Origin of the sequence: Stenotrophomonas sp. S49 (assembly GCF_016624905.1) — a bacterium.
Classification (GTDB): Bacteria; Pseudomonadota; Gammaproteobacteria; order Xanthomonadales; family Xanthomonadaceae; genus Stenotrophomonas.
This window is the reverse complement of sequence record NZ_JACVUD010000017.1, coordinates 1-17873: the sequence shown is the minus strand read 5'-3', so window position 1 is coordinate 17873 and position 17873 is coordinate 1. Positions and strand designations below refer to the sequence as shown.

12 protein-coding genes are annotated in these 17873 nt (G+C 67.9%); 6 read left to right on the top strand and 6 right to left on the bottom strand.

The genetic code is table 11. The features are described from left to right. The first annotated feature begins 166 nt into the window (after positions 1–166). Both IAE58_RS05935 and IAE58_RS05930 read left to right on the top strand, forming a co-directional pair. A complete protein-coding gene (locus IAE58_RS05935; protein WP_199932309.1) occupies positions 167–2221 on the top strand; it encodes a glycoside hydrolase family 97 protein in 2055 nt (684 codons plus the stop codon). A 222-nt stretch (positions 2222–2443) separates the two neighbouring features. Beyond that, a complete protein-coding gene (locus tag IAE58_RS05930) occupies positions 2444–5194 on the top strand; it encodes a TonB-dependent receptor (RefSeq protein WP_164274295.1) in 2751 nt (916 codons plus the stop codon). A 220-nt stretch (positions 5195–5414) separates the two neighbouring features. Here IAE58_RS05930 and IAE58_RS05925 read toward each other — a convergent pair whose 3' ends face one another. Beyond that, the gene (locus IAE58_RS05925; protein ID WP_199932310.1) at positions 5415–7028 is read right to left on the bottom strand and encodes an alpha-glucosidase; all 1614 of its coding nucleotides are present in this window, start codon (positions 7026–7028) and stop codon (positions 5415–5417) included. 214 nt (positions 7029–7242) lie between these two features. Between IAE58_RS05925 and IAE58_RS05920 the strand changes: the two genes are divergently transcribed. Next, the gene (locus IAE58_RS05920) at positions 7243–8241 is read left to right on the top strand and encodes a polyprenyl synthetase family protein (RefSeq protein WP_108752417.1); all 999 of its coding nucleotides are present in this window, start codon (positions 7243–7245) and stop codon (positions 8239–8241) included. A gap of 50 nt (positions 8242–8291) precedes the next feature. Here IAE58_RS05920 and IAE58_RS05915 read toward each other — a convergent pair whose 3' ends face one another. Next, entirely contained in the window at positions 8292–9077 is a 786-nt protein-coding gene (locus IAE58_RS05915) for a dienelactone hydrolase family protein (RefSeq protein ID WP_199932311.1), read from the bottom strand. Positions 9078–9202: 125 nt separating this feature from the next. Between IAE58_RS05915 and IAE58_RS05910 the strand changes: the two genes are divergently transcribed. Then, complete coding sequence (locus IAE58_RS05910) at positions 9203–9781, top strand: SMI1/KNR4 family protein (RefSeq protein WP_199932312.1); 579 nt, start codon at positions 9203–9205, stop codon at positions 9779–9781. 34 nt (positions 9782–9815) lie between these two features. Here IAE58_RS05910 and IAE58_RS05905 read toward each other — a convergent pair whose 3' ends face one another. The 4 genes from IAE58_RS05905 to IAE58_RS05890 form a co-directional block, all read right to left on the bottom strand. Continuing rightward, on the bottom strand, positions 9816–10349 hold the full coding sequence (locus tag IAE58_RS05905; protein WP_199932313.1) for a hypothetical protein: 534 nt from the start codon (positions 10347–10349) through the stop codon (positions 9816–9818). A 94-nt stretch (positions 10350–10443) separates the two neighbouring features. Continuing rightward, positions 10444–11853 (bottom strand): UDP-N-acetylmuramoyl-L-alanine--D-glutamate ligase, encoded by a 1410-nt coding sequence (gene murD, locus IAE58_RS05900; RefSeq protein ID WP_199932314.1) that lies wholly within the window; start codon positions 11851–11853, stop codon positions 10444–10446. Beyond that, positions 11834–13186 (bottom strand): UDP-N-acetyl-alpha-D-muramoyl-L-alanyl-L-glutamate epimerase, encoded by a 1353-nt coding sequence (gene murL / locus IAE58_RS05895; protein WP_199932315.1) that lies wholly within the window; start codon positions 13184–13186, stop codon positions 11834–11836. The genes murD and murL overlap by 20 nt, the downstream gene beginning before the upstream one ends. An 89-nt stretch (positions 13187–13275) precedes the next feature. After that, positions 13276–15870 (bottom strand): bifunctional aspartate kinase/diaminopimelate decarboxylase, encoded by a 2595-nt coding sequence (locus IAE58_RS05890; protein WP_199932316.1) that lies wholly within the window; start codon positions 15868–15870, stop codon positions 13276–13278. A gap of 75 nt (positions 15871–15945) precedes the next feature. Between IAE58_RS05890 and IAE58_RS05885 the strand changes: the two genes are divergently transcribed. Next, entirely contained in the window at positions 15946–16818 is an 873-nt protein-coding gene (locus IAE58_RS05885; protein ID WP_199932317.1) for a PhzF family phenazine biosynthesis protein, read from the top strand. Positions 16819–16915: 97 nt separating this feature from the next. Beyond that, entirely contained in the window at positions 16916–17794 is an 879-nt protein-coding gene (locus tag IAE58_RS05880; RefSeq protein ID WP_199932318.1) for a PhzF family phenazine biosynthesis protein, read from the top strand. The last annotated feature ends 79 nt before the right edge of the window (positions 17795–17873 follow it).

Here is a 17873-nt window from a genome sequence, read left to right as displayed (position 1 = left end):
GGAACCGGTGCGCGGGCGCGGCCCCTCCCTCAAGGTGCCTTGCCCCATGGTAGACGCGGCGCCGTGGCCTGCGTCCAGTTGCATACGTATTCATGGCCATCGCGTGAAGACCGGGCGCCGTGCTGGCTTATGGTCCGGGTCTGCCAATGGCGCCTTGGGAGGGGAAATGCCGGCTATTTCTGTTGCAGTCCGCGCGATGTTCGCGCCGGTGTTTGGCATGGCCCTGCTGGGTCTGGCGGTGGTGGCCCAGGCCGCGCCGCAGGTTACCCGGCTGGAATCGCCGGGCAAGGTGCTGGCGGTCAGCCTGGTGCTCGATGGCGGTACCGCGCGCTACCGGGTGGAACGCCTGGGCGCGCCCGTGGTGGACGATTCCAAGCTGGGCTTCGTGCTGCGCGACGGCCGCCTGGACCGTGATTTCGTCCAGCTGGGCGAACAGCGGCGCAGCGTGGACGAGACCTGGGAACAGCCCTGGGGCGAGCGTCGCGTCACCCGCAACCACTTCAATGAACTGACCGTGCAGCTGGCCGAAAGCACCGGCAGCAAGCGCCGCGTGGACGTGGTGTTCCGCGTCTACGACGATGGCCTGGGCTTCCGCTATGCGTTCCCCGAACAGCCCAACCTGCGTGAGGCGATCATCGATGACGAACTGACCGAATTCGCCATCGCGCCCGATTCGACTGCGTGGTGGATTCCGGCCGGCGAGCCGATCCACTACGAGTACCTGTACCAGCGCACGCCGCTGCGCGAGGTGCCGCTGGTGCACACGCCGATGACCCTGCGCAGCGTGGATGGCCTGCACGTGGCCATCCACGAGGCCGCGCTGGTGGACTACGCCGGCATGTGGCTGCGCCGCACCGAAGGCCAGCGTTTGCGCGCCGAGCTATCGCCTTCGGCCGAAGGCTGGAAGGTGCGCCGCGCCCTGCCCTTCAGCACCCCGTGGCGCACGCTGCAGATTGCCGACCGTGCCGGCGGCCTGGTCGAATCGGACCTGATCCTCAACCTCAACGAACCCAATGCGCTGGGTGATGTGAGCTGGGTGAAGCCGGCCAAGTATCTGGGCGTTTGGTGGTCGATGCACCTGGACAACGAAAGCTGGGCCACCGGCCCGAAGCATGCGGCCACCACCGCCAAGACGAAGAAGGTGATCGACTTCGCCGCCGCGCACGGCTTCCGTGGCGTACTGGTGGAAGGCTGGAACCCCGGCTGGGACGGCATGTGGGTGGGCAATGGCTATGACTTCGACTTCACCCGCGCCACCGCCGATTTCGATATCGAAGCCCTGTCGGCCTACGGTCTGAAGAAAGGCGTGCACCTGATCGGCCACCACGAAACAGGCTGTGCCATCGAACACTACGAAGACCAGCTGGATGCCGCGCTGGACCTGTATGCGCGCCTGGGCGCGGACCAGTTCAAGACCGGCTACGTCTGCGATGACGGCCAGGTGGACCGCCGCAACCCGGCCGGCGGCCCGCTGTGGCGGGAGTGGCACGACGGCCAGTTCATGGCCCGCCACCATCTGAAGGTAGTGCAGGAAGCGGCGAGCCGGCACCTGTCGGTGAACCCGCACGAGCCGATCAAGGACACCGGACTGCGCCGCACCTACCCCAACTGGATCTCGCGCGAAGGCGCGCGCGGCATGGAATACAACGCTTGGGGCCAGCCGCCGAACCCGCCCGAACATGAGGTCAACCTGGTGTTCACCCGCATGCTGTCCGGGCCGATGGATTACACCCCCGGCATCCTCAGCCTGAAGGGCCGCCACGGCCAGGCCATTCCCAGCACGCTGGCCCGCCAGCTGGCGCTGTACGTGGTGCTGTACAGCCCGATCCAGATGGCCGCCGACCTGCCCGAGCATTACCTGCAGCATCGCGAGGCGTTCCGCTTCATCGAAGACGTGGCGGTGGACTGGGAACAGAGCCGCGTGCTCGATGGCGAAGTGGGCGACTACGTGACCCTGGTGCGCCGCGACCGCAACAGCCGCGACTGGTTCCTGGGCAGCATCACCGACGAGCACGGCCGCATGCTGCCGGTGTCGCTGGGCTTCCTGGAACCGGGCGTGCGCTACCGCGCCGAGATCTACCGCGACGGCGACGGTGCGGACTTCCGCAGCAACCCGTTCGCGTTCAAGCGCGAGACGCGTGAAGTCACCAGCGCCGATGCCCTGACGCTGGTGCTGGCACCGGGCGGCGGCCAGGCGATCCGCTTCACGCCGATCCACTGAACACCCGCACTTCTGCAACGGCGGGCATGGCCCGGCGCTAACGGGAGCGCAGACTGGAATCGTTTACAACGCTGCAAACGCCATTGAATACGTATGCAGGGTGATTCCGCCGAACAACGCGCTGCCTACCATAGCGGCGACGACAGCGGCCACCGCGTCGCACGTTTCCGGCCCCGCCGGGACGACCACAAAATGCTCTACAACATTGCCTGGGAGGGGAAAATGTTGAACCACAAGCGCAGCGCGCTGAGTCTGGCGCTGGCCGTCGTACTGGTGCCGTCGCTGGCATCGGCGCAGTCCACCGAAGCCACCGCCACCGATCCGTCCGCCACCAACCTGGACACCGTGCAGGTAACCGGCATCCGCCGCGGCATCGAAAACGCCATTGCGGTGAAGCAGAGCGCCACTTCGGTGGTCGAAGCGATTTCCGCCGAAGACATCGGCAAGCTGCCCGATGTCAGCATCGCCGAATCGCTGGGCCGCCTGCCCGGCCTGGCTGCCCAGCGCGTGGCCGGCCGTGCCCAGGTCATCAGCGTGCGCGGCCTGTCGCCCGACTTCGCCACCACCCTGCTCAACGGCCGTGAAGTGGTCAGCACCGGCGACAACCGCAGCGTTGAATTCGACCAGTACCCCTCGGAACTGGTGAACGGCGTGACCGTGTACAAGACCCCGGACGCGGCCCTGGTCGGCCAGGGTCTGTCGGGCACCATCGACATGCAGACCGTGCGCCCGCTCAGCTTCCCCGAGCGCGTGATCGCCGTCAGCGGCCGCCTGCAGAAGAGCTCGCTGGGTGAAGCGGCCAACGTCGATGAATTCGGCAACCGCTTCAGCGCCAGCTACATCGACCAGTTCTTCGACAAGACCCTGGGCATCTCGATCGGTTACGCGCACAGCGACAACCCGATCCAGGAAAACCAGGTGGGTCTGTACGAACCGTGGACCACCGAGCAGACCACCAACGGCAACCGCCCGGGTCTGGCCGCTGGCACCTACTTCTCCGATGGCATCAAGGCCCTGCGCCGCACCGGCAACAACAAGCGCGACGGCGTGATGGCCACCATCCAGTTCCGGCCGAACAACGCCTGGACCAGCACCTTCGATGCGTTCCACACCGAAGCCGAACAGATCGACACCGCCAACCAGTTCGAGGTCAACCTCAGCAACTACAACGGCGGTTACACCCCGGGCCTGCTGATCAGCAACCCGCAGGTCAATGCCGATGGCACCTTCACCGGGGGCACCGCCAGCGGCGTGTACCCGCTGGTGCGCGGCATGTACAACAAGCGCAAGGACAAGATCGATGCGTTTGGCTGGAACAACGAGTTCACCTTCGGCAGCGTGAAGCTGGTGGCCGACCTGAACTACTCCAAGGCCACCCGTGACGAACTGAACCTGGAAAACAACCTGCAGCTGACCCCGATGCCGCAGCTGGACACCATCGGCCTGGTGGTGAACCCGAACGGCTTCTCGCAGATCTCGCCGGGCCTGGATTATTCCAACCCCGATGCGCTGTTCCTGACCAACACCATCTACGGTTCCGGCTACGGCAAGGTGCCGCAGGTGGAAGACCGCCTGAAGGGCGGCAAGCTGGCGGCCACCATCAGCCTGCCCGAAGCGATGGCGTCGTGGGCACCGGACTTGGATATCGGCGTGAACTACGCCGACCGCCGCAAGACCAAGACCCAGTCCGAAGGCAACATCCTGCTGGGCGCCCAGGGCGATGCCAACATCGCCTCGGACCTGCAGTATTCGCCGGTGAACCTGGGCTTTGCCGGCATCGGCAACATTCCGGCCTGGAACGTGCCGGCCGCCGTGGCCCGCTACATGACCTTCAATCCGGTCGACAACCTGGATTACCTGATTCCGAAGTCGTGGGTGGTGGAAGAGAAGATCACCACCGCCTGGGCGCGCCTGAACATCAACACCGACATCGGCGTGGTGGGCGTGCGCGGCAACATCGGTGTGCAGATGCAGCACACCGACCAGAGTTCGGATTCGCGCTACTGGGACAGCTCGCAGCCGGCCGGCAGCAACATCCAGCCGTACTCCAACGGGAAGACCTACAACGACTGGCTGCCCAGCTTGAACCTGGCCTTCATGTTCCCGCATGAGCAGACGCTGCGCTTTGCCGTGGCCAAGCAGGTCGCCCGCCCGCGCGTGGACCAGATGCGCGCTGGCCTGGAATTCGGCGTGGATACGGCCACCGGCAAGCCCGGCGGCAGCGGCGGCAACCCGCTGCTGGACCCGTGGCGCGCCACCGCCATCGATCTGTCCTACGAGAAGTACTTCGGTGAAAAGGCCTACGTGGCCGCTGCCGTCTTCTACAAGGATCTGAAGAGCTACGTGTACACCCAGTCGGTGGACAACTACGACTTCACCGACCTGCTGGGCAGCTACGTGCCGCCGCCGGGCATGACCGTGCCGGTGCTGACCACCGGTACGTTCTCCTCGCCGCAGAACGGCAAGGGCGGCACGCTGAAGGGCCTGGAACTGACCGCATCGTTCCCGCTGGACATGCTGACCGACAGCCTGCGCGGCTTCGGCGTGCAGGCCAGCGCCACCTTCAACAAGAGCGACATCGAGATCCTCGACCCGGAAAGCGCCTCCAGCGTGGGTACCGATCCGATCAGCCTGCCGGGCCTGTCCGACCGCGTGTACAACTTCACCGCCTACTTCGAGCGCAACGGTTTCGAAGCACGCGTGAGCCAGCGCCGCCGTTCGGATTTCATCGGTGAAATCGGCAACTTCAACGGCAACCGCACGCTGCGTTACGTGGTGGGCGAGAACGTGACCGATGCGCAGGTCAGCTACACCTTCAGCGACAGCAGCGCCCTGCGTGGCCTGACCCTGCTGCTGCAGGGAAGCAACCTGACCAACGAGCCGTACCGCACCTACGCCGGCACCAAGGATCGCCCGCTGGAATACATCGAGTGGGGCCGCACCTACGTGCTGGGCGTGAACTACAAGTTCTGACCCACGCCGGGGAAGCCACCGAAAACCCGCTGCGCAGGCAGCGGGTTTTCTTTTGCGCGCGTTGGTAGATGATCGGCCGTGCCCGTCCACGCGTGGCGTGGATCTACTGAAATGCCCATCCACGCATGGCGTGGATACCCAAACCCCAGGCCACCACGCACAAAAAAGGGACGGGGCGCTTCGGCCCCGTCCCCGCAAGTACCGCCACCGGAGAAATCGGTCAGCTGCGTCGGGCGCAATACACCGCGCGCGGCGGCAGCCACAGTTCATTGCCTTCCACCGTGCCCGCATCCGGGCCCGGCACCGCCACCTGTTCCCAGCGGCCTTCCGGCAGCGGATGGCTGACCGGCGCTGCCGACAGGTTGAAGGCCAGCAGAAGGGTTTCATCTGCAAGCATACGCTGGAAAAGCAGCACCGGCTCGGCGCTGTCCAGGAATTGGATGTCGCCATGCAGCAGGGCCGGCTGGGTACGCCGCCAGGCCAGGAAATCGCCGAAGGCACTCAGCACCGAGTACGGGTCGGCCTGCTGCACCGCCACCGCGGCGGCACGGTGCTCGGCCGGAATCGGCAGCCACGGCTTGCCGGTGGTGAAGCCGGCCAGCGGGGCATCGGTCCACGGCAGCGGCGTGCGGCAGCCATCACGGCCCTTGAAGTTGGGCCAGAAGGTGATGCCATACGGGTCCTGCAGATCCTCGAACGGCACCTCGGCCTCGGCCAGGCCCAGTTCCTCCCCCTGGTACAGGCAGACCGAACCGCGCAGCGAGCACAGCATGGCCACCAGCATGCGCGCCAGGCGCGGGTCGGCCGGGTGGCCGCCCCAGCGGCTGACCGCCCGCTCCACGTCATGGTTGGACACCGCCCAGCACGGCCAGCCCTCGGTCATCACCGCTTCCAGGCGCGAGACCGTATCGCGGATATAGGCCACGCTGTAGTCGTCCACCAGCAGCTCGAAGCTGTAGCCCATGTGCAGGCGGCCGTCCTGGGTGTACTCGGCGGTGGTGGCCAGCGAATCTTCCGACGAGATCTCGCCCAGGCTCACCGCGCCCGGGTACTGGTCCAGCAGCGCGCGCAGCTGTTCCAGGAACGGCAGGTTTTCCGGCTGGGTATTGTTGTAGTAGTGGTACTGGTAGGCGTACGGGTTGTCCGGGCTGAAGCCGCGGCCCACCCGCTTGTCCGCCGGCTTGGGCGGGTTGTCGCGCAGCTGCGCGTCGTGGAAACAGAAGTTGATGGCATCCAGGCGGAACCCATCCACGCCGCGGTCCAGCCAGAACCGCACGTTGTCCAGCGTGGCCTGCTGCACCGCCGGGTTGTGGAAGTTCAGGTCCGGCTGGTCGACCAGGAAGTTGTGCAGGTAGTACTGCTCGCGGCGCGGTTCCCACTGCCAGGCGCCGCCGCCGAACAGCGACAGCCAGTTGTTGGGCGGGGTGCCATCCTCGCGCGGGTCGGCCCAGACATACCAGTCCGCCTTCGGGTTGCTGCGGTCCTGGCGGCTTTCACGGAACCAGGCGTGCTCGATCGACGTATGGCTGAGCACCTGGTCGATCATCACCTTCAGGCCCAGACCGTGCGCCTTGGCCAGCAGGCGGTCGAAGTCGTCCAGGTTGCCGAACAGCGGGTCCACATCGCGGTAATCGGCGATGTCATAGCCGAAATCGGCCATGGGCGATCTGAAGAACGGCGAGATCCAGATCGCATCCGCGCCGAGCGCGGCAATGTAGTCCAGACGCTCGATGATGCCCGGCAGGTCGCCTACCCCGTCGCCGTTGGCGTCGAGGAAACTGCGCGGGTAGATCTGGTAGATGACGGCTCCGCGCCACCATGGATTGTGCGACATCGACAGCCCCCCTCCGGGCATGCGGGACCCGCCGGAAGCGGGCCGAAAAGCAACTCCGGCAAGCTTAGCGGCGGCCTCCCGGCGATGGCGCTGGCTGCATACGTATTCACGCCGCAGGGCCGGCCAGCGGCCCGCGAAAAGACCGGTCGGGTCGGTTTCCGCCCGAATTCACGGCCAGCGCCTATAATCGGGGGGAGCCTGAAAGCCTGATCGCATGACCATCACTGAAGACACCCGTCCCGCCCTGGGCCTGCCCCAGATCCAGTCGCTTGCTGCGGCCGACATGGCCGCCGTCGATGCCCTGATCCGGCGCCGGCTGTCCTCGGACGTGGTGCTGATCAACCAGATCGCCGACCACATCATTTCCGCCGGCGGCAAGCGCCTGCGCCCGATGCTGGTCATGCTGGCCGGCCACGCGGTCGGTCAGGCCGGGCCGGAGCACCACCAGCTGGCGGCCATCATCGAATTCATCCACACCTCCACCCTGCTGCACGACGATGTGGTGGATGAATCCAGCCTGCGCCGTGGCCGCAGCACCGCCAACGCCCTGTGGGGCAATGCGCCCAGCGTGCTGGTGGGCGATTTCCTGTACTCGCGCAGCTTCCAGCTGATGGTGGAACTGGACCGCATGCCCGTCATGCAGATCCTGGCCGACACCACCAACCGCATCGCCGAAGGCGAAGTGCTGCAGCTGCTGCACGTACACAACCCGGACACCGACGAAGCGGCCTACCTGCGCGTGATCGAGCGCAAGACCGCGGTGCTGTTCGCCGCCGGCACCCGCCTGGGCGCGCTGGCCAGCGGCCAGGACGAAGCCACCCAGCAGGCCCTGTACGACTACGGCATGCACCTGGGCTACGCCTTCCAGATTGCCGATGACGTGCTCGATTATTCGGCCAATGCCGAGGAACTGGGCAAGAACCTGGGCGACGACCTGGCCGAGGGCAAGGCCACCCTGCCGCTGATCCACGCCATGGCCCACTCCGACCCGGCCACCCGCGAGCGCCTGCGCAGCATCGTGCAGGACGGCGACGCCTCGGCCATGCCGGAAGTGCTGGCCGCGATCCGCGCCACCGGTGGCCTGGACTACAGCCGCCGCCGCGCCGAGGAATACGCCGAAGCCGCCGAGCGCGCGCTGGATGGCCTGGGCGACAACGATGCCGTGGCCGCCCTGCGCGGCCTGGCCCGCTACGCGGTGCAGCGCTCGCATTGATCGGCACAGAAGCATCGGTGGGTGCCGACCGTTGGTCGGCCCCGCGAGTTTTACCGGAACCGTTCCTCGAAGAACTCATCCAGCGCCTTCCACGCGCGCTTGGCCGCGCGTTCGTTGTACTGGCACCCCGGCGGGCTGTTGGCATCACGCTCGGCAAAGCAGTGCACCGCGCCGCTGTAGTTGGTGAATTCCCAGTCGACCTTGGCCGCGTCCATTTCCTTCTGGAAACTGCCGATATCCTCGGCCGTCACGCTGGTATCGTCGGCGCCATTGAGCACCAGCACCGAAGGATGCGTGCCACCGGCCTGTGCCGGCAGCGGTGAGCCCAAACCGCCGTGCAGGCTGACCACAGCGGCCAGCGGTGCCCCGGCACGGGCCAGTTCCAGCACCGTGGTGCCACCGAAACAGAAGCCGACCGCACCGATCCGGCTGGCATCCAGCGGCGCCTTGCCGGCCTGCGCCTTGAGCACGTTCACCGCTTCCAGCGCGCGTGCGCGCAGCAGCGGCCGGTCATTGCGCAGCTTGGTTGCCACCGGGCCGGCCTCGGCATCGGTCTTCGGCCGCACGCCCTTGCCGTACACATCGGCCACCAGCACCACGTAGTCATCGCCGGCCAACTGCTTGGCCTTCTCAATCGCCGATGCGTTCACGCCCTTCCAGTTGGGCACCATCACCAGGCCGGGGCGCCTGTCATTGTCGCCATCGTCGTAGACCAGCACACCACTGAAGGTCGTGCCCTGGTGCGTCCATTCCACCGGCTGGGTCTTCATCGCCGCCCAGGCCGGCATCGCCGCCAGCCCCAGCACCATCGCCACACCATACCGCCAGCTGTTCATGTGCCTGCTCCAGAGATTGGGGAAGCAGGCTGCACGGTGCCCACGCCTGCCAGTGCGCATTCTGCATTGGCGGCGTGACGCAGGTGTGGTTGGATAACCCCCTGTTCCTGCTTCCCTGCAATTGAATGAACCTGGTAGACCGTTTCCTGTCCGGCCTTGTTGCCCGCTTGCCGGAAGACGACGCCCCGCAATGGGCCCACGTGCAGGGCGCCAGCGCCGACGACCTGCAACGCCTGCGCTCGCAGTGGCCGCAGGTGCCCGACAGCCTGCTGCAGCTGCTGTCGCGCGTGGATGGCACGCACTACCGTGAATACCCCGGTGGCGAGGTCTGCGTGCTGGTGCTGGGCTCGGACGTGGGGGACTACCCGTACTTCCTGCGCTCGGTCGAACAGATCTTCGAAGACCAGCGGCAGTGGCACGACAGCATCCGTTCCATCTACGAGGAATGGCTGGACGACGAGCCGGACATCCTCGGCGCCGGCATCGACGGCGATCTGCCGATGAACCGTCGCCTGTGCTTCTCGCACTGCATGAACAACGGCGGCACCTCGATGCTGTACCTGGATTTCGATCCCGCCCCAGGCGGCACCGTCGGCCAGGTGGTGCGCTACCTGCACGATCCGGACAGCTACGCAGTGATCGCCCCCAGCTTCGATGCCTACCTGCAGGACCTGATCGACCGCGATTACAGCTTCATCGAGTAGATCCACGCCATGCGTGGACGGGGCTCACGCGCTCTCACCTGCGTTCGATCCACTCCAACGTTCCCGGTTCGAACGCCAGCAGATCGGCCGCCGCCAAGCGCGCACGCGACCAGCGACGTTCCGGCGGCGTCGGCTGCCTGGCCCCCACCGAACCGTCGTACTCGCGCACCAACAGGCCAATACGCGCTGCACCTGCCTGAAGCAGCGCATCAATGCGCTGCAACCACTGCCCGGCATCGCCCAGCGCTTCTTCGCGACGTACCTGCTGATCCTGTTCATGCCGGGCCAACTGCTCGGCCAGCGCGCGGGCGATCTTCGCTTCGCTCCAGCCCTTCTTCCGCCAGCGGTCGGCATCGCCCCTCCATTCCGGCTCGGCCCGCGCCGACGCCAGCGCGGTGCCGCAATCGCAGTGTGCGGCGCTCAGCCACGGCTGCCAGCCGGGCCCCACCGCGGCCTGCAGGCTGGGCGAATCCTGCGCGAACAGGCACCGGCCACTGCGGGTGAAGATCGCGGCGGCGTCAACGTGCGCAAGCGAGGTGGGCAGGAACACGGTAATGAAGGTGCACATCGGGCTTCTCGAATCCGTCCGGGAATGCACCCATCGTAACTCGCTGGGGTCAGAGCCCTTTCCTGCGGAAAGGGATCTGACCCCTGGATCTGCCTCAGCCGATGCCCAGCCCCGGAATCGCGCTGATGCTGTCCGGGTTGAACCCGGCCAGTTCGGCGAAGTGGCGGCCGCGCGCCACGTAATCGCGGTAGGCACCAAAGCTCGGCGCCCCCGGCGACAGCAGCACCACCCCGCCCTGCGTACCCAGCGCCGCGCGTGCCAGCGCCATCGCCTCGGGCAGGTCGCCCGCCGCGTGCAGGCCGAAGCGGCCGGCATCGGCCAGCGGCTGCAGCATCGCGTGGATGCGTGGGCCGTTGCTGCCCATCGTCACGATCTCCACCGGCGGCACGTCGTGCGCCATGTGCTGCATGAAATCGGTCCAGTCCAGGCCACGGTCGTGCCCGCCCACCAGCAGCGCGATGCGCTGGCCGGCGAAGCATTCCAGCGCGGCCAGGCTGGCGTGCGGCGTAGTGCTGATCGAATCGTTGACGTAGGTCAGGCCATCGGCCACGCCAATGCGCTGCAGGCGGTTCGGCAACGGACGGAAATCCTGCACCGCCGGTGCCAGCGCCACCGCATCCAGCCCCAGCGCTTCCAGCGCGGCCAGCACCGCGCACAGGTTGCCGCGGTTGTGGCGGCCGGGCAGCGGCGTGTTGCGGGTATCGAACACCGCCTGCTCGCCGCGGTGCACGATGTCGCCGCGCATGTGCCAGCCCTGCGGCTGGTTGAACCAGACCACCTCGCTGTCGGGCAGCGCCAGGGCGGCCAGATGCGGATCGGCGGCATTGAGCACGGCGATGCACGGCGCCGCTTCAGTCACCAGACGCAGTTTGTCTTCAATGTAGCGCTGCTCGCTGCCGTGCCAGTCCAGGTGTTCGGGGAACAGGTTCAGCACCACCGCCACCTGCGGCCGTGCGCCACTGCGCGCCACTTCGCCGGTCTGGTAGCTGGACAGTTCCACCGCCCAATAGTCCGGCGCGGGCTGCGGGTCCAGCACCTCCAGCAGCGGCAGGCCGATGTTGCCGACCAGGCCGGTGCGATGGCCGGCGGCACGCAACAGGTGCGCAACCAGCGCGGTGGTGGTGCTCTTGCCCTTGGTGCCGGTCACGCACACGGTGTCGTGCAAGATGCCATCGGCACCGGCATGTTCGGCGAACCACAGCGCGGTGCCGCCGATGAAGACCGTGCCCTGCGCGGCCGCCGCCAGCGCGATCGGCTGGTACGGGCTGATGCCGGGCGACTTGATCACCACATCGAACGCGGCCAGCGCCTCGGCGGTGGGTTCACCGCGCACGTCCAGCCGCCCCTGCGTTTCCGCACGCGCCGCCTCGGCCTCGGCGGCCGGGCAGAACAGGCTCAGGGCCAGCGCGGGCAGGCGCGCACGCAGCACCGCGAATGCCGCACGGCCCTCACGTCCCCAGCCCCACAGCGCGACGCGCCTTCCTTCAAGCTGCGAAATCTTCACGCACCTGTTCCCACAACGCGGCCGGAATGCGGTGCTCGCCCTGCAACAGCAGCAGCGGCGCCAGTTCCAGTTCAGCGGCGTCCAGCTGCGGCTGGATCTCGTTGCAGAAGCGCTTCACCAGCACGTCTTCCTTCCATTCCGGGCGCTGCGCCAGGGTCGCCATCGCCGCACGCGATTCGCGGCCTTCGCCCACGCATTCGAACGGCTTGTGGTCCTGGAATTCCAGCAGCGCATCGAAGCCAGCGGCCTGCTCGGCATCATCCAGCAGGTTGCGGCCGAAGATGCGCACCAGGCGCGTCTTGGGCATGAACGGTGCCAGCGCCAGGAACACGAAATGGCACTTCGGGCAGACGCCGCACCAGCGGTTCACCGGGCGCTCGCCCAGGATGTGGAAATTGCGGTTGCAGCTGGAGAAATGCGCGTCGTAGAAATCGGTCTTGGCGAACTGGCGGGCCACTGCCAGCTCGGACATCGGCCGCAGCAGCGAGTAATAGTGCAGATCGGCGGCCACCTGCTGCTGCACGTGGTTGCCGAAGGCCTGCTCGAAGGCCCAGCCCTTGGACCACTGGTGGTTCACTTCACCGGTGCCGGGAATCTGGCTGCCGTAGCTGGCCGAACGTTCGTTGGAGAACACCACCTGGTCCACGCCCTGCAGCAGCGCGGCCAGCACCATGATCGCCGAGTTCACCGCGGTGACCGGAATATGGCCGTTCCACGCGCCCTGGCGGTTCAGCTCGAACAGTTCCGGGGCCAGCGCGCGGCCCAGGTTCAGGGTCGGCAGGCCGGTGCGCTCGGCACAGGCGCGGATCAGCTGCGAACCGCCGATCCAGGTCACCGTCTCGTCCACGCCGGCACGGCGCAGCGCTTCAATACTGACCAGCGAATCCTTGCCGCCGCCGATGGCCACCAGCGCGTGCGGCTGCAGGCCCAGTGCCGGCGCCTGCACCGCCTCGCCCTGCACCGGCAGGCGGAAGCGCCCGCGCAGGTTCAGGCCGTTGCGGTAGGCGAACTCGCCCAGACCATTCAGGTAGATCGTTTCCACCAGCGCAGCGGTATCGGCATCGATCGCATAGCTGTCGATGCTGACCGTTTCCGGCACGCCCGCCTTGTAGTAACTGACGCCGGCGATCAGGTGCAGCAGCTGCAGTGCGCGCTGCACGGCGGCGGCGCGCGCGTCGTCCAGTACGAACGGCGCACCGGGCACGCTGATGGTTTCCACCATCTCAGGGCCGTCATCGAAAGCGTAGACCAGCTTGGCCACGCCGGTGTCCGCGGCGAATTCGCAGCGGACGAAGCGGAAGCGGGAAACCTGGTGTTTATCGAAAGCAGTCATGGTGGATCCAGTTCAAGCGCGGTCAGGCGCGACCCGCGCGTGTACGCGGGTCGTGTCGGTGGGCGGGTGCAGGGTGCGAAGGCTGGCGATCACTCGATCACGTCTTCGCGCGGCATCGCCCGCTGGTTGTAGGTGTTGGACATCACATAGCCGTAGGCACCGGCATCGGCGATCAGCATCACATCGTCCGGCGCGGTGGACACCGGCAGCTTGCGGCGCTTGCCGAACACATCGCTGGACTCGCAGATCGGGCCGACCACATCGAATGCCGCTTCGGCGTATCCGCCCTGGCGGCTGAGGTTCTCGATGTCATGCCAGGCGTCGTACAGGGCCGGGCGCATCAGCGTGTTCATGCCGGCATCCAGGCCGACGCGGCGCACGCCGTCCTTTTCCACCACCTGGGTGGCGTGGGTCAGCAGCACGCCCGATTCGGCCACCAGGTAGCGGCCCGGCTCGATCGCCAGGCGGAACGCCGGGTGCAGCGCCTTCACTTCGGCCAGGCCTTCGGCCCAGGCGTCCAGGTCGAACGGCTCGTCTTCTTCGCTGTACGGAATCGGCAGGCCGCCACCGATATCGATGGTCTGAACGCTGCCGATGCGGCGGGCGAAACCGGCCAGTTCATCGCACATCAGGCGCCAGTGCTGCGCGGTTTCCACGCCGCTGCCCAGGTGCGCGTGCAGGCCGACCACGCGGGTGCCCAGCTCGGTGGCCGCGCGCACGAATTCGTCCACGCGGGCAATCGGCAGGCCGAACTTCGACTCCTTGCCACCGGTGCGCACCTTGGCATGGTGGCCTTCGCCACGGCCCAGATCCACGCGCAGCCACAGTTCGCGGTTGCGGAACAGGTCCGGCCAGCGCTGCAGCGCCTCCACGTTGTCCACGGTCACGGTCACGCCCAGGGCGAACGCGGCTTCGTATTCGCTGCGCGGGCAGAAGCTGGGGGTGAACAGCACGCGCTTGGGCGACAGTTCCGGCAGGTGCTGGAACACGTGCTTCAGCTCACCGTGCGAAACGCATTCCAGACCGAAGCCTTCGGCTTCCAGCAGCTGCAGGATGGCCGGGTGGCTGTTGGCCTTGATCGCGTAGTAGCGCTGGTCGATCGGCTTGATCGCGGCCAGCGCGCGGGCGCGGGCACGCACGGTGGGCAGGTGGTAGACGTAGCGCGGCGTGCCGGCGTCGGCCAGCTGCAGCAGGTGTGCACGCTGGCCACGCCACCACGGCGTGCCGCGCGGGCGCACGGTGCCGGCAATCTCGCGCCAGCGCGGGCCAAACACTTCGGTTTCTTCCACCGGCATGGCGCCGCTGTCGATCAGCTCGGCATGCAGGATCGGCAGCAGGCCATCGGCATCGGCCTCGTCGATCACGAAGGTCAGGTTCAGGTCGTTGGACGACTGCGAGATCATGTGCACGCGCTCGCGGCCGAACGTGGCCCACACGTCCGACAGCTTGTGCAGCAGCGAACGCATGCCACGGCCGACCAGGGTGATGGCCGCGCACGGCACGATCACCTTCACCTTGCAGATCTGCGAAAGGTCAGCCGACAGCGCGGCCAGCACATCGGTGTTGACCAGGTTCTCGGACGGGTCCAGCGACACGGTGACGTTGGTTTCGGCCGAACCGATCAGGTCCACCGACAGCCCGTGCTTCTTGAACAGGCCGAACACATCGGCCAGGAAGCCGACCTGCTGCCACATGCCGATGCCTTCCATCGACACCAGCACGATGCCGTTGCGGCGGCTGATCGCCTTCACCCCCGGCACCGGCGCGGCATTGCCATCGATGCTGGTGCCCGGCAGTTCCGGGCGCTCGGTATCGAGGATGGCCATCGGCACACCGGCGTCGCGGCAGGGCTTGATCGAGCGCGGGTGCAGCACCTTGGCGCCGGTGGTGGCGATTTCCTGCGCCTCGTAATAGTCCAGGCGGGTCAGCAGGCGCGCGTCGGGCACGTCCTTGGGGTTGGCGCTGAACATGCCCGGCACGTCGGTCCAGATTTCCACGCGGCTGGCGCCCAGCAGCGCACCGAAGTACGCCGCCGAGGTGTCCGAACCACCGCGGCCGAGGATGGCGGTACCGCCGTCGGCATGGCGGGAAATGAAGCCCTGGGTGATCAGCAGGCGGGTCGGCTGCGCGCGGAAGCGCTGCGCCCATTCGCCGTCGGCACGCCACCGGCAGTTCACCGACAGGCGCTGCGACCAGTCGCTCTGGTTCGGCTGCGGCGGCATCGCGTCCAGCCACTGGCGGGCATCCATCCAGCCCATGTCCAGGCCAGACGCGTGCAGGTAGGCTGCGCCCAGGGTGGAAGACAGCAGTTCGCCCTGGCCCAGCACTTCGGCCTGCCAGTCCAGCGTACGGGTGGCGGCACGCGCATCGTCCAGCAGGCCCTGCAGCACGGCCAGGCGCTCGGCCAGCACGTCGTGGCCCAGGCCCAGTTCATCCAGGAAGCCCAGGTGGCGTTCGACCAGCGCGGCCACGCGGTCGCGGCTGTCGGCGGCGCCATCGGCAATAGCGGTCAGCTCATTGGTCACCCCAGACAGCGCCGAGACCACCACCAGCACGCGCGAGCCGGTTTCTTCCGCGCGTTTTTTCGCCAGCTTCCCGATCGTGTCCCAACGGTGGCGACGCGACACCGAGGTGCCGCCGAACTTCAGTACGATCCAACGATCGACAAGGGGGGAAGCTGACATGGATAGGCTATGTGTAATGTGGGGAAGCCGCCCACGGGGGCGGAACCTTCGATTCTAAGCCCAATGGACCCGCCGATGCCCGCCTTCCGCTACCTGCAGCTCGATGTCTTCGCCACCCAGCCCGGCCGCGGCAACCCACTGGGGGTGGTGCTGGGCGCCGAGGGCCTGTCCGCGGCCCGCATGCAGGCCCTGGCCGCTTGGCTGAACCTGTCCGAGACCGTGTTCTTCCTGCCCCCCAGCGCGCCCGGCGCCGACTACCACATCCGCATTTTCACCCCGGCCAGCGAACTGCCGTTTGCCGGCCATCCCAGCGTGGGCGCGGCCTGGGCGGCGGTCACCCGGGGCCTGGCGCACCCGCGCGACGGCGCGCTGGTCCAGCAGTGCGCGGCCGGGCTGCTGCCGGTGCGGGTGAGCGGCGCGGCCGATGCCCCGCACATCGAACTGGCCAGCCCGCCGGCCCACCGCCTGCAGACCGCCCCCGGCGCGGTGCCGGACGCGCTGCTGGCACGGGCCGCCGACGGCCAGGCACCCGAGCTGTGGGACAACGGCCCGCGCTGGTGGCTGCTGCCGCTGCGCGATGCCGCCGCAGTACGCACGTTGGCGCCGGACATGGCCGCCCTGCGCGACTGGAGCAGTGCCACCGACGCGACCGGCGTGGTTGTGTTCGCCGCCGAAGACGCAGCGCAGCACCAGTGGGTGGTGCGCGCGTTCTGCCCCGGGGATGCGGTGAACGTGCCCGAAGACCCGGTGACCGGCAGCGCCAACGCGCTGATCGGCGCCTGGCTGCGCGAGCGCGGCGTGCTGCCCGGCGGCAGCGGCAGCTACGTGGCCAGCCAGGGCCGCGAAGTCGGCCGCGATGGCCGCGTCCATGTGCGGGTGGATGCCCAGGGCACGGTGTGGATCGGCGGCCAGGTGCAGTGCGTGATCGACGGCCTCATCAGCTGGTAGCGCCGGGCCATGCCCGGCGGCATCACCGCACCGCGCTGCGCGCTCGCGGGGCATGGCCCCCGCGCTACCATCCCCCATTTCGTTGGAGCTGCCCCTGATGTCCGCACGCCGTTTCCTGCAACTGGATGTGTTTTCCCCGCGCGCCGGCGCCGGCAATCCATTGGCCGTGGTGCTCGATGCCGAAGGCCTGGACGACACCACGATGCAGGCCATCGCGCGCTGGACCCGCCTGCCGGAAACCACCTTTGTGTTCCCGCCCGAAACGGCCGGCAGCAGCTACCGCCTGCGCATGTTCAGCCCGCAGAAGGAAGTCCCGTTCGCCGGCCACCCCAGCGTCGGCACCGCGCATGCGGTGCTGCTGGCCGGGCTGGCCACGCCGGTGGACGGCGTGCTGGTGCAGGACGGCATTGCTGGCGCGCTGCCGTTGCAGGTGATGGGCGAAGGCGCGCAGCAGCGCATTGCCATCCGCACCCCGCGCGCGCAGCTGGCCGAGACTGCGACGGCCGATGACCCGCGCCTGGCCGCTGCGCTGCAGGGCTGGCCGCTGGGCACCCTGCCCCCGGCACGCATGCAGGGCGGCCGCAGCTGGTGGGTGGTCCAAGTGGCCGACGAAGCACAGCTGCGCGCACTGCAGCCGGACTGGGATGCGATCGCCACCCTGGCCGAATCCACCGACAGCATGGGCGTGTTCGCCTACGCCTTCAGCGATGGCAACGAGGGCTACGACCTGGCGGTGCGCGCGTTCGTCGGCAACGGGCGGCGCTTCGAAGATGCCGCTTCGGGCGCGGCGAATGCCGTGCTGGCGGCCTGGCTGGACCTGCGCGGGGTGCTGCCGCGCGGTCGCGAACCGTATGAAGTCAGCCAGGGCCGCGAGGTCGGCCACGATGCGCGCCTGACCCTGCGGGTGGATGCGGACGGCGAAGTGTGGTCCGGCGGCCAGGTGCAGACGGTGATCGTCGGCACCCTCGATTGGTGATCCCGTGGGGGGGGGGGGGGGGGGCCGCGGCCGCCCCCCCCCCCCCCCCCCCCCCCCCCCCCCCCCCCCCCCCCCCCCC

Coding starts and splice junctions, on each gene's coding strand:
- IAE58_RS05935 (WP_199932309.1), top strand. CDS start 167: ATGCCGGCTATTTCTGTTGCAGTCCGCGCGATGTTCGCGCCGGTGTTT.
- IAE58_RS05930 (WP_164274295.1), top strand. CDS start 2,444: ATGTTGAACCACAAGCGCAGCGCGCTGAGTCTGGCGCTGGCCGTCGTA.
- IAE58_RS05925 (WP_199932310.1), bottom strand. CDS start 7,028: ATGTCGCACAATCCATGGTGGCGCGGAGCCGTCATCTACCAGATCTAC.
- IAE58_RS05920 (WP_108752417.1), top strand. CDS start 7,243: ATGACCATCACTGAAGACACCCGTCCCGCCCTGGGCCTGCCCCAGATC.
- IAE58_RS05915 (WP_199932311.1), bottom strand. CDS start 9,077: ATGAACAGCTGGCGGTATGGTGTGGCGATGGTGCTGGGGCTGGCGGCG.
- IAE58_RS05910 (WP_199932312.1), top strand. CDS start 9,203: ATGAACCTGGTAGACCGTTTCCTGTCCGGCCTTGTTGCCCGCTTGCCG.
- IAE58_RS05905 (WP_199932313.1), bottom strand. CDS start 10,349: ATGTGCACCTTCATTACCGTGTTCCTGCCCACCTCGCTTGCGCACGTT.
- murL (WP_199932315.1), bottom strand. CDS start 13,186: ATGACTGCTTTCGATAAACACCAGGTTTCCCGCTTCCGCTTCGTCCGC.
- IAE58_RS05890 (WP_199932316.1), bottom strand. CDS start 15,870: ATGTCAGCTTCCCCCCTTGTCGATCGTTGGATCGTACTGAAGTTCGGC.
- IAE58_RS05885 (WP_199932317.1), top strand. CDS start 15,946: ATGCCCGCCTTCCGCTACCTGCAGCTCGATGTCTTCGCCACCCAGCCC.
- IAE58_RS05880 (WP_199932318.1), top strand. CDS start 16,916: ATGTCCGCACGCCGTTTCCTGCAACTGGATGTGTTTTCCCCGCGCGCC.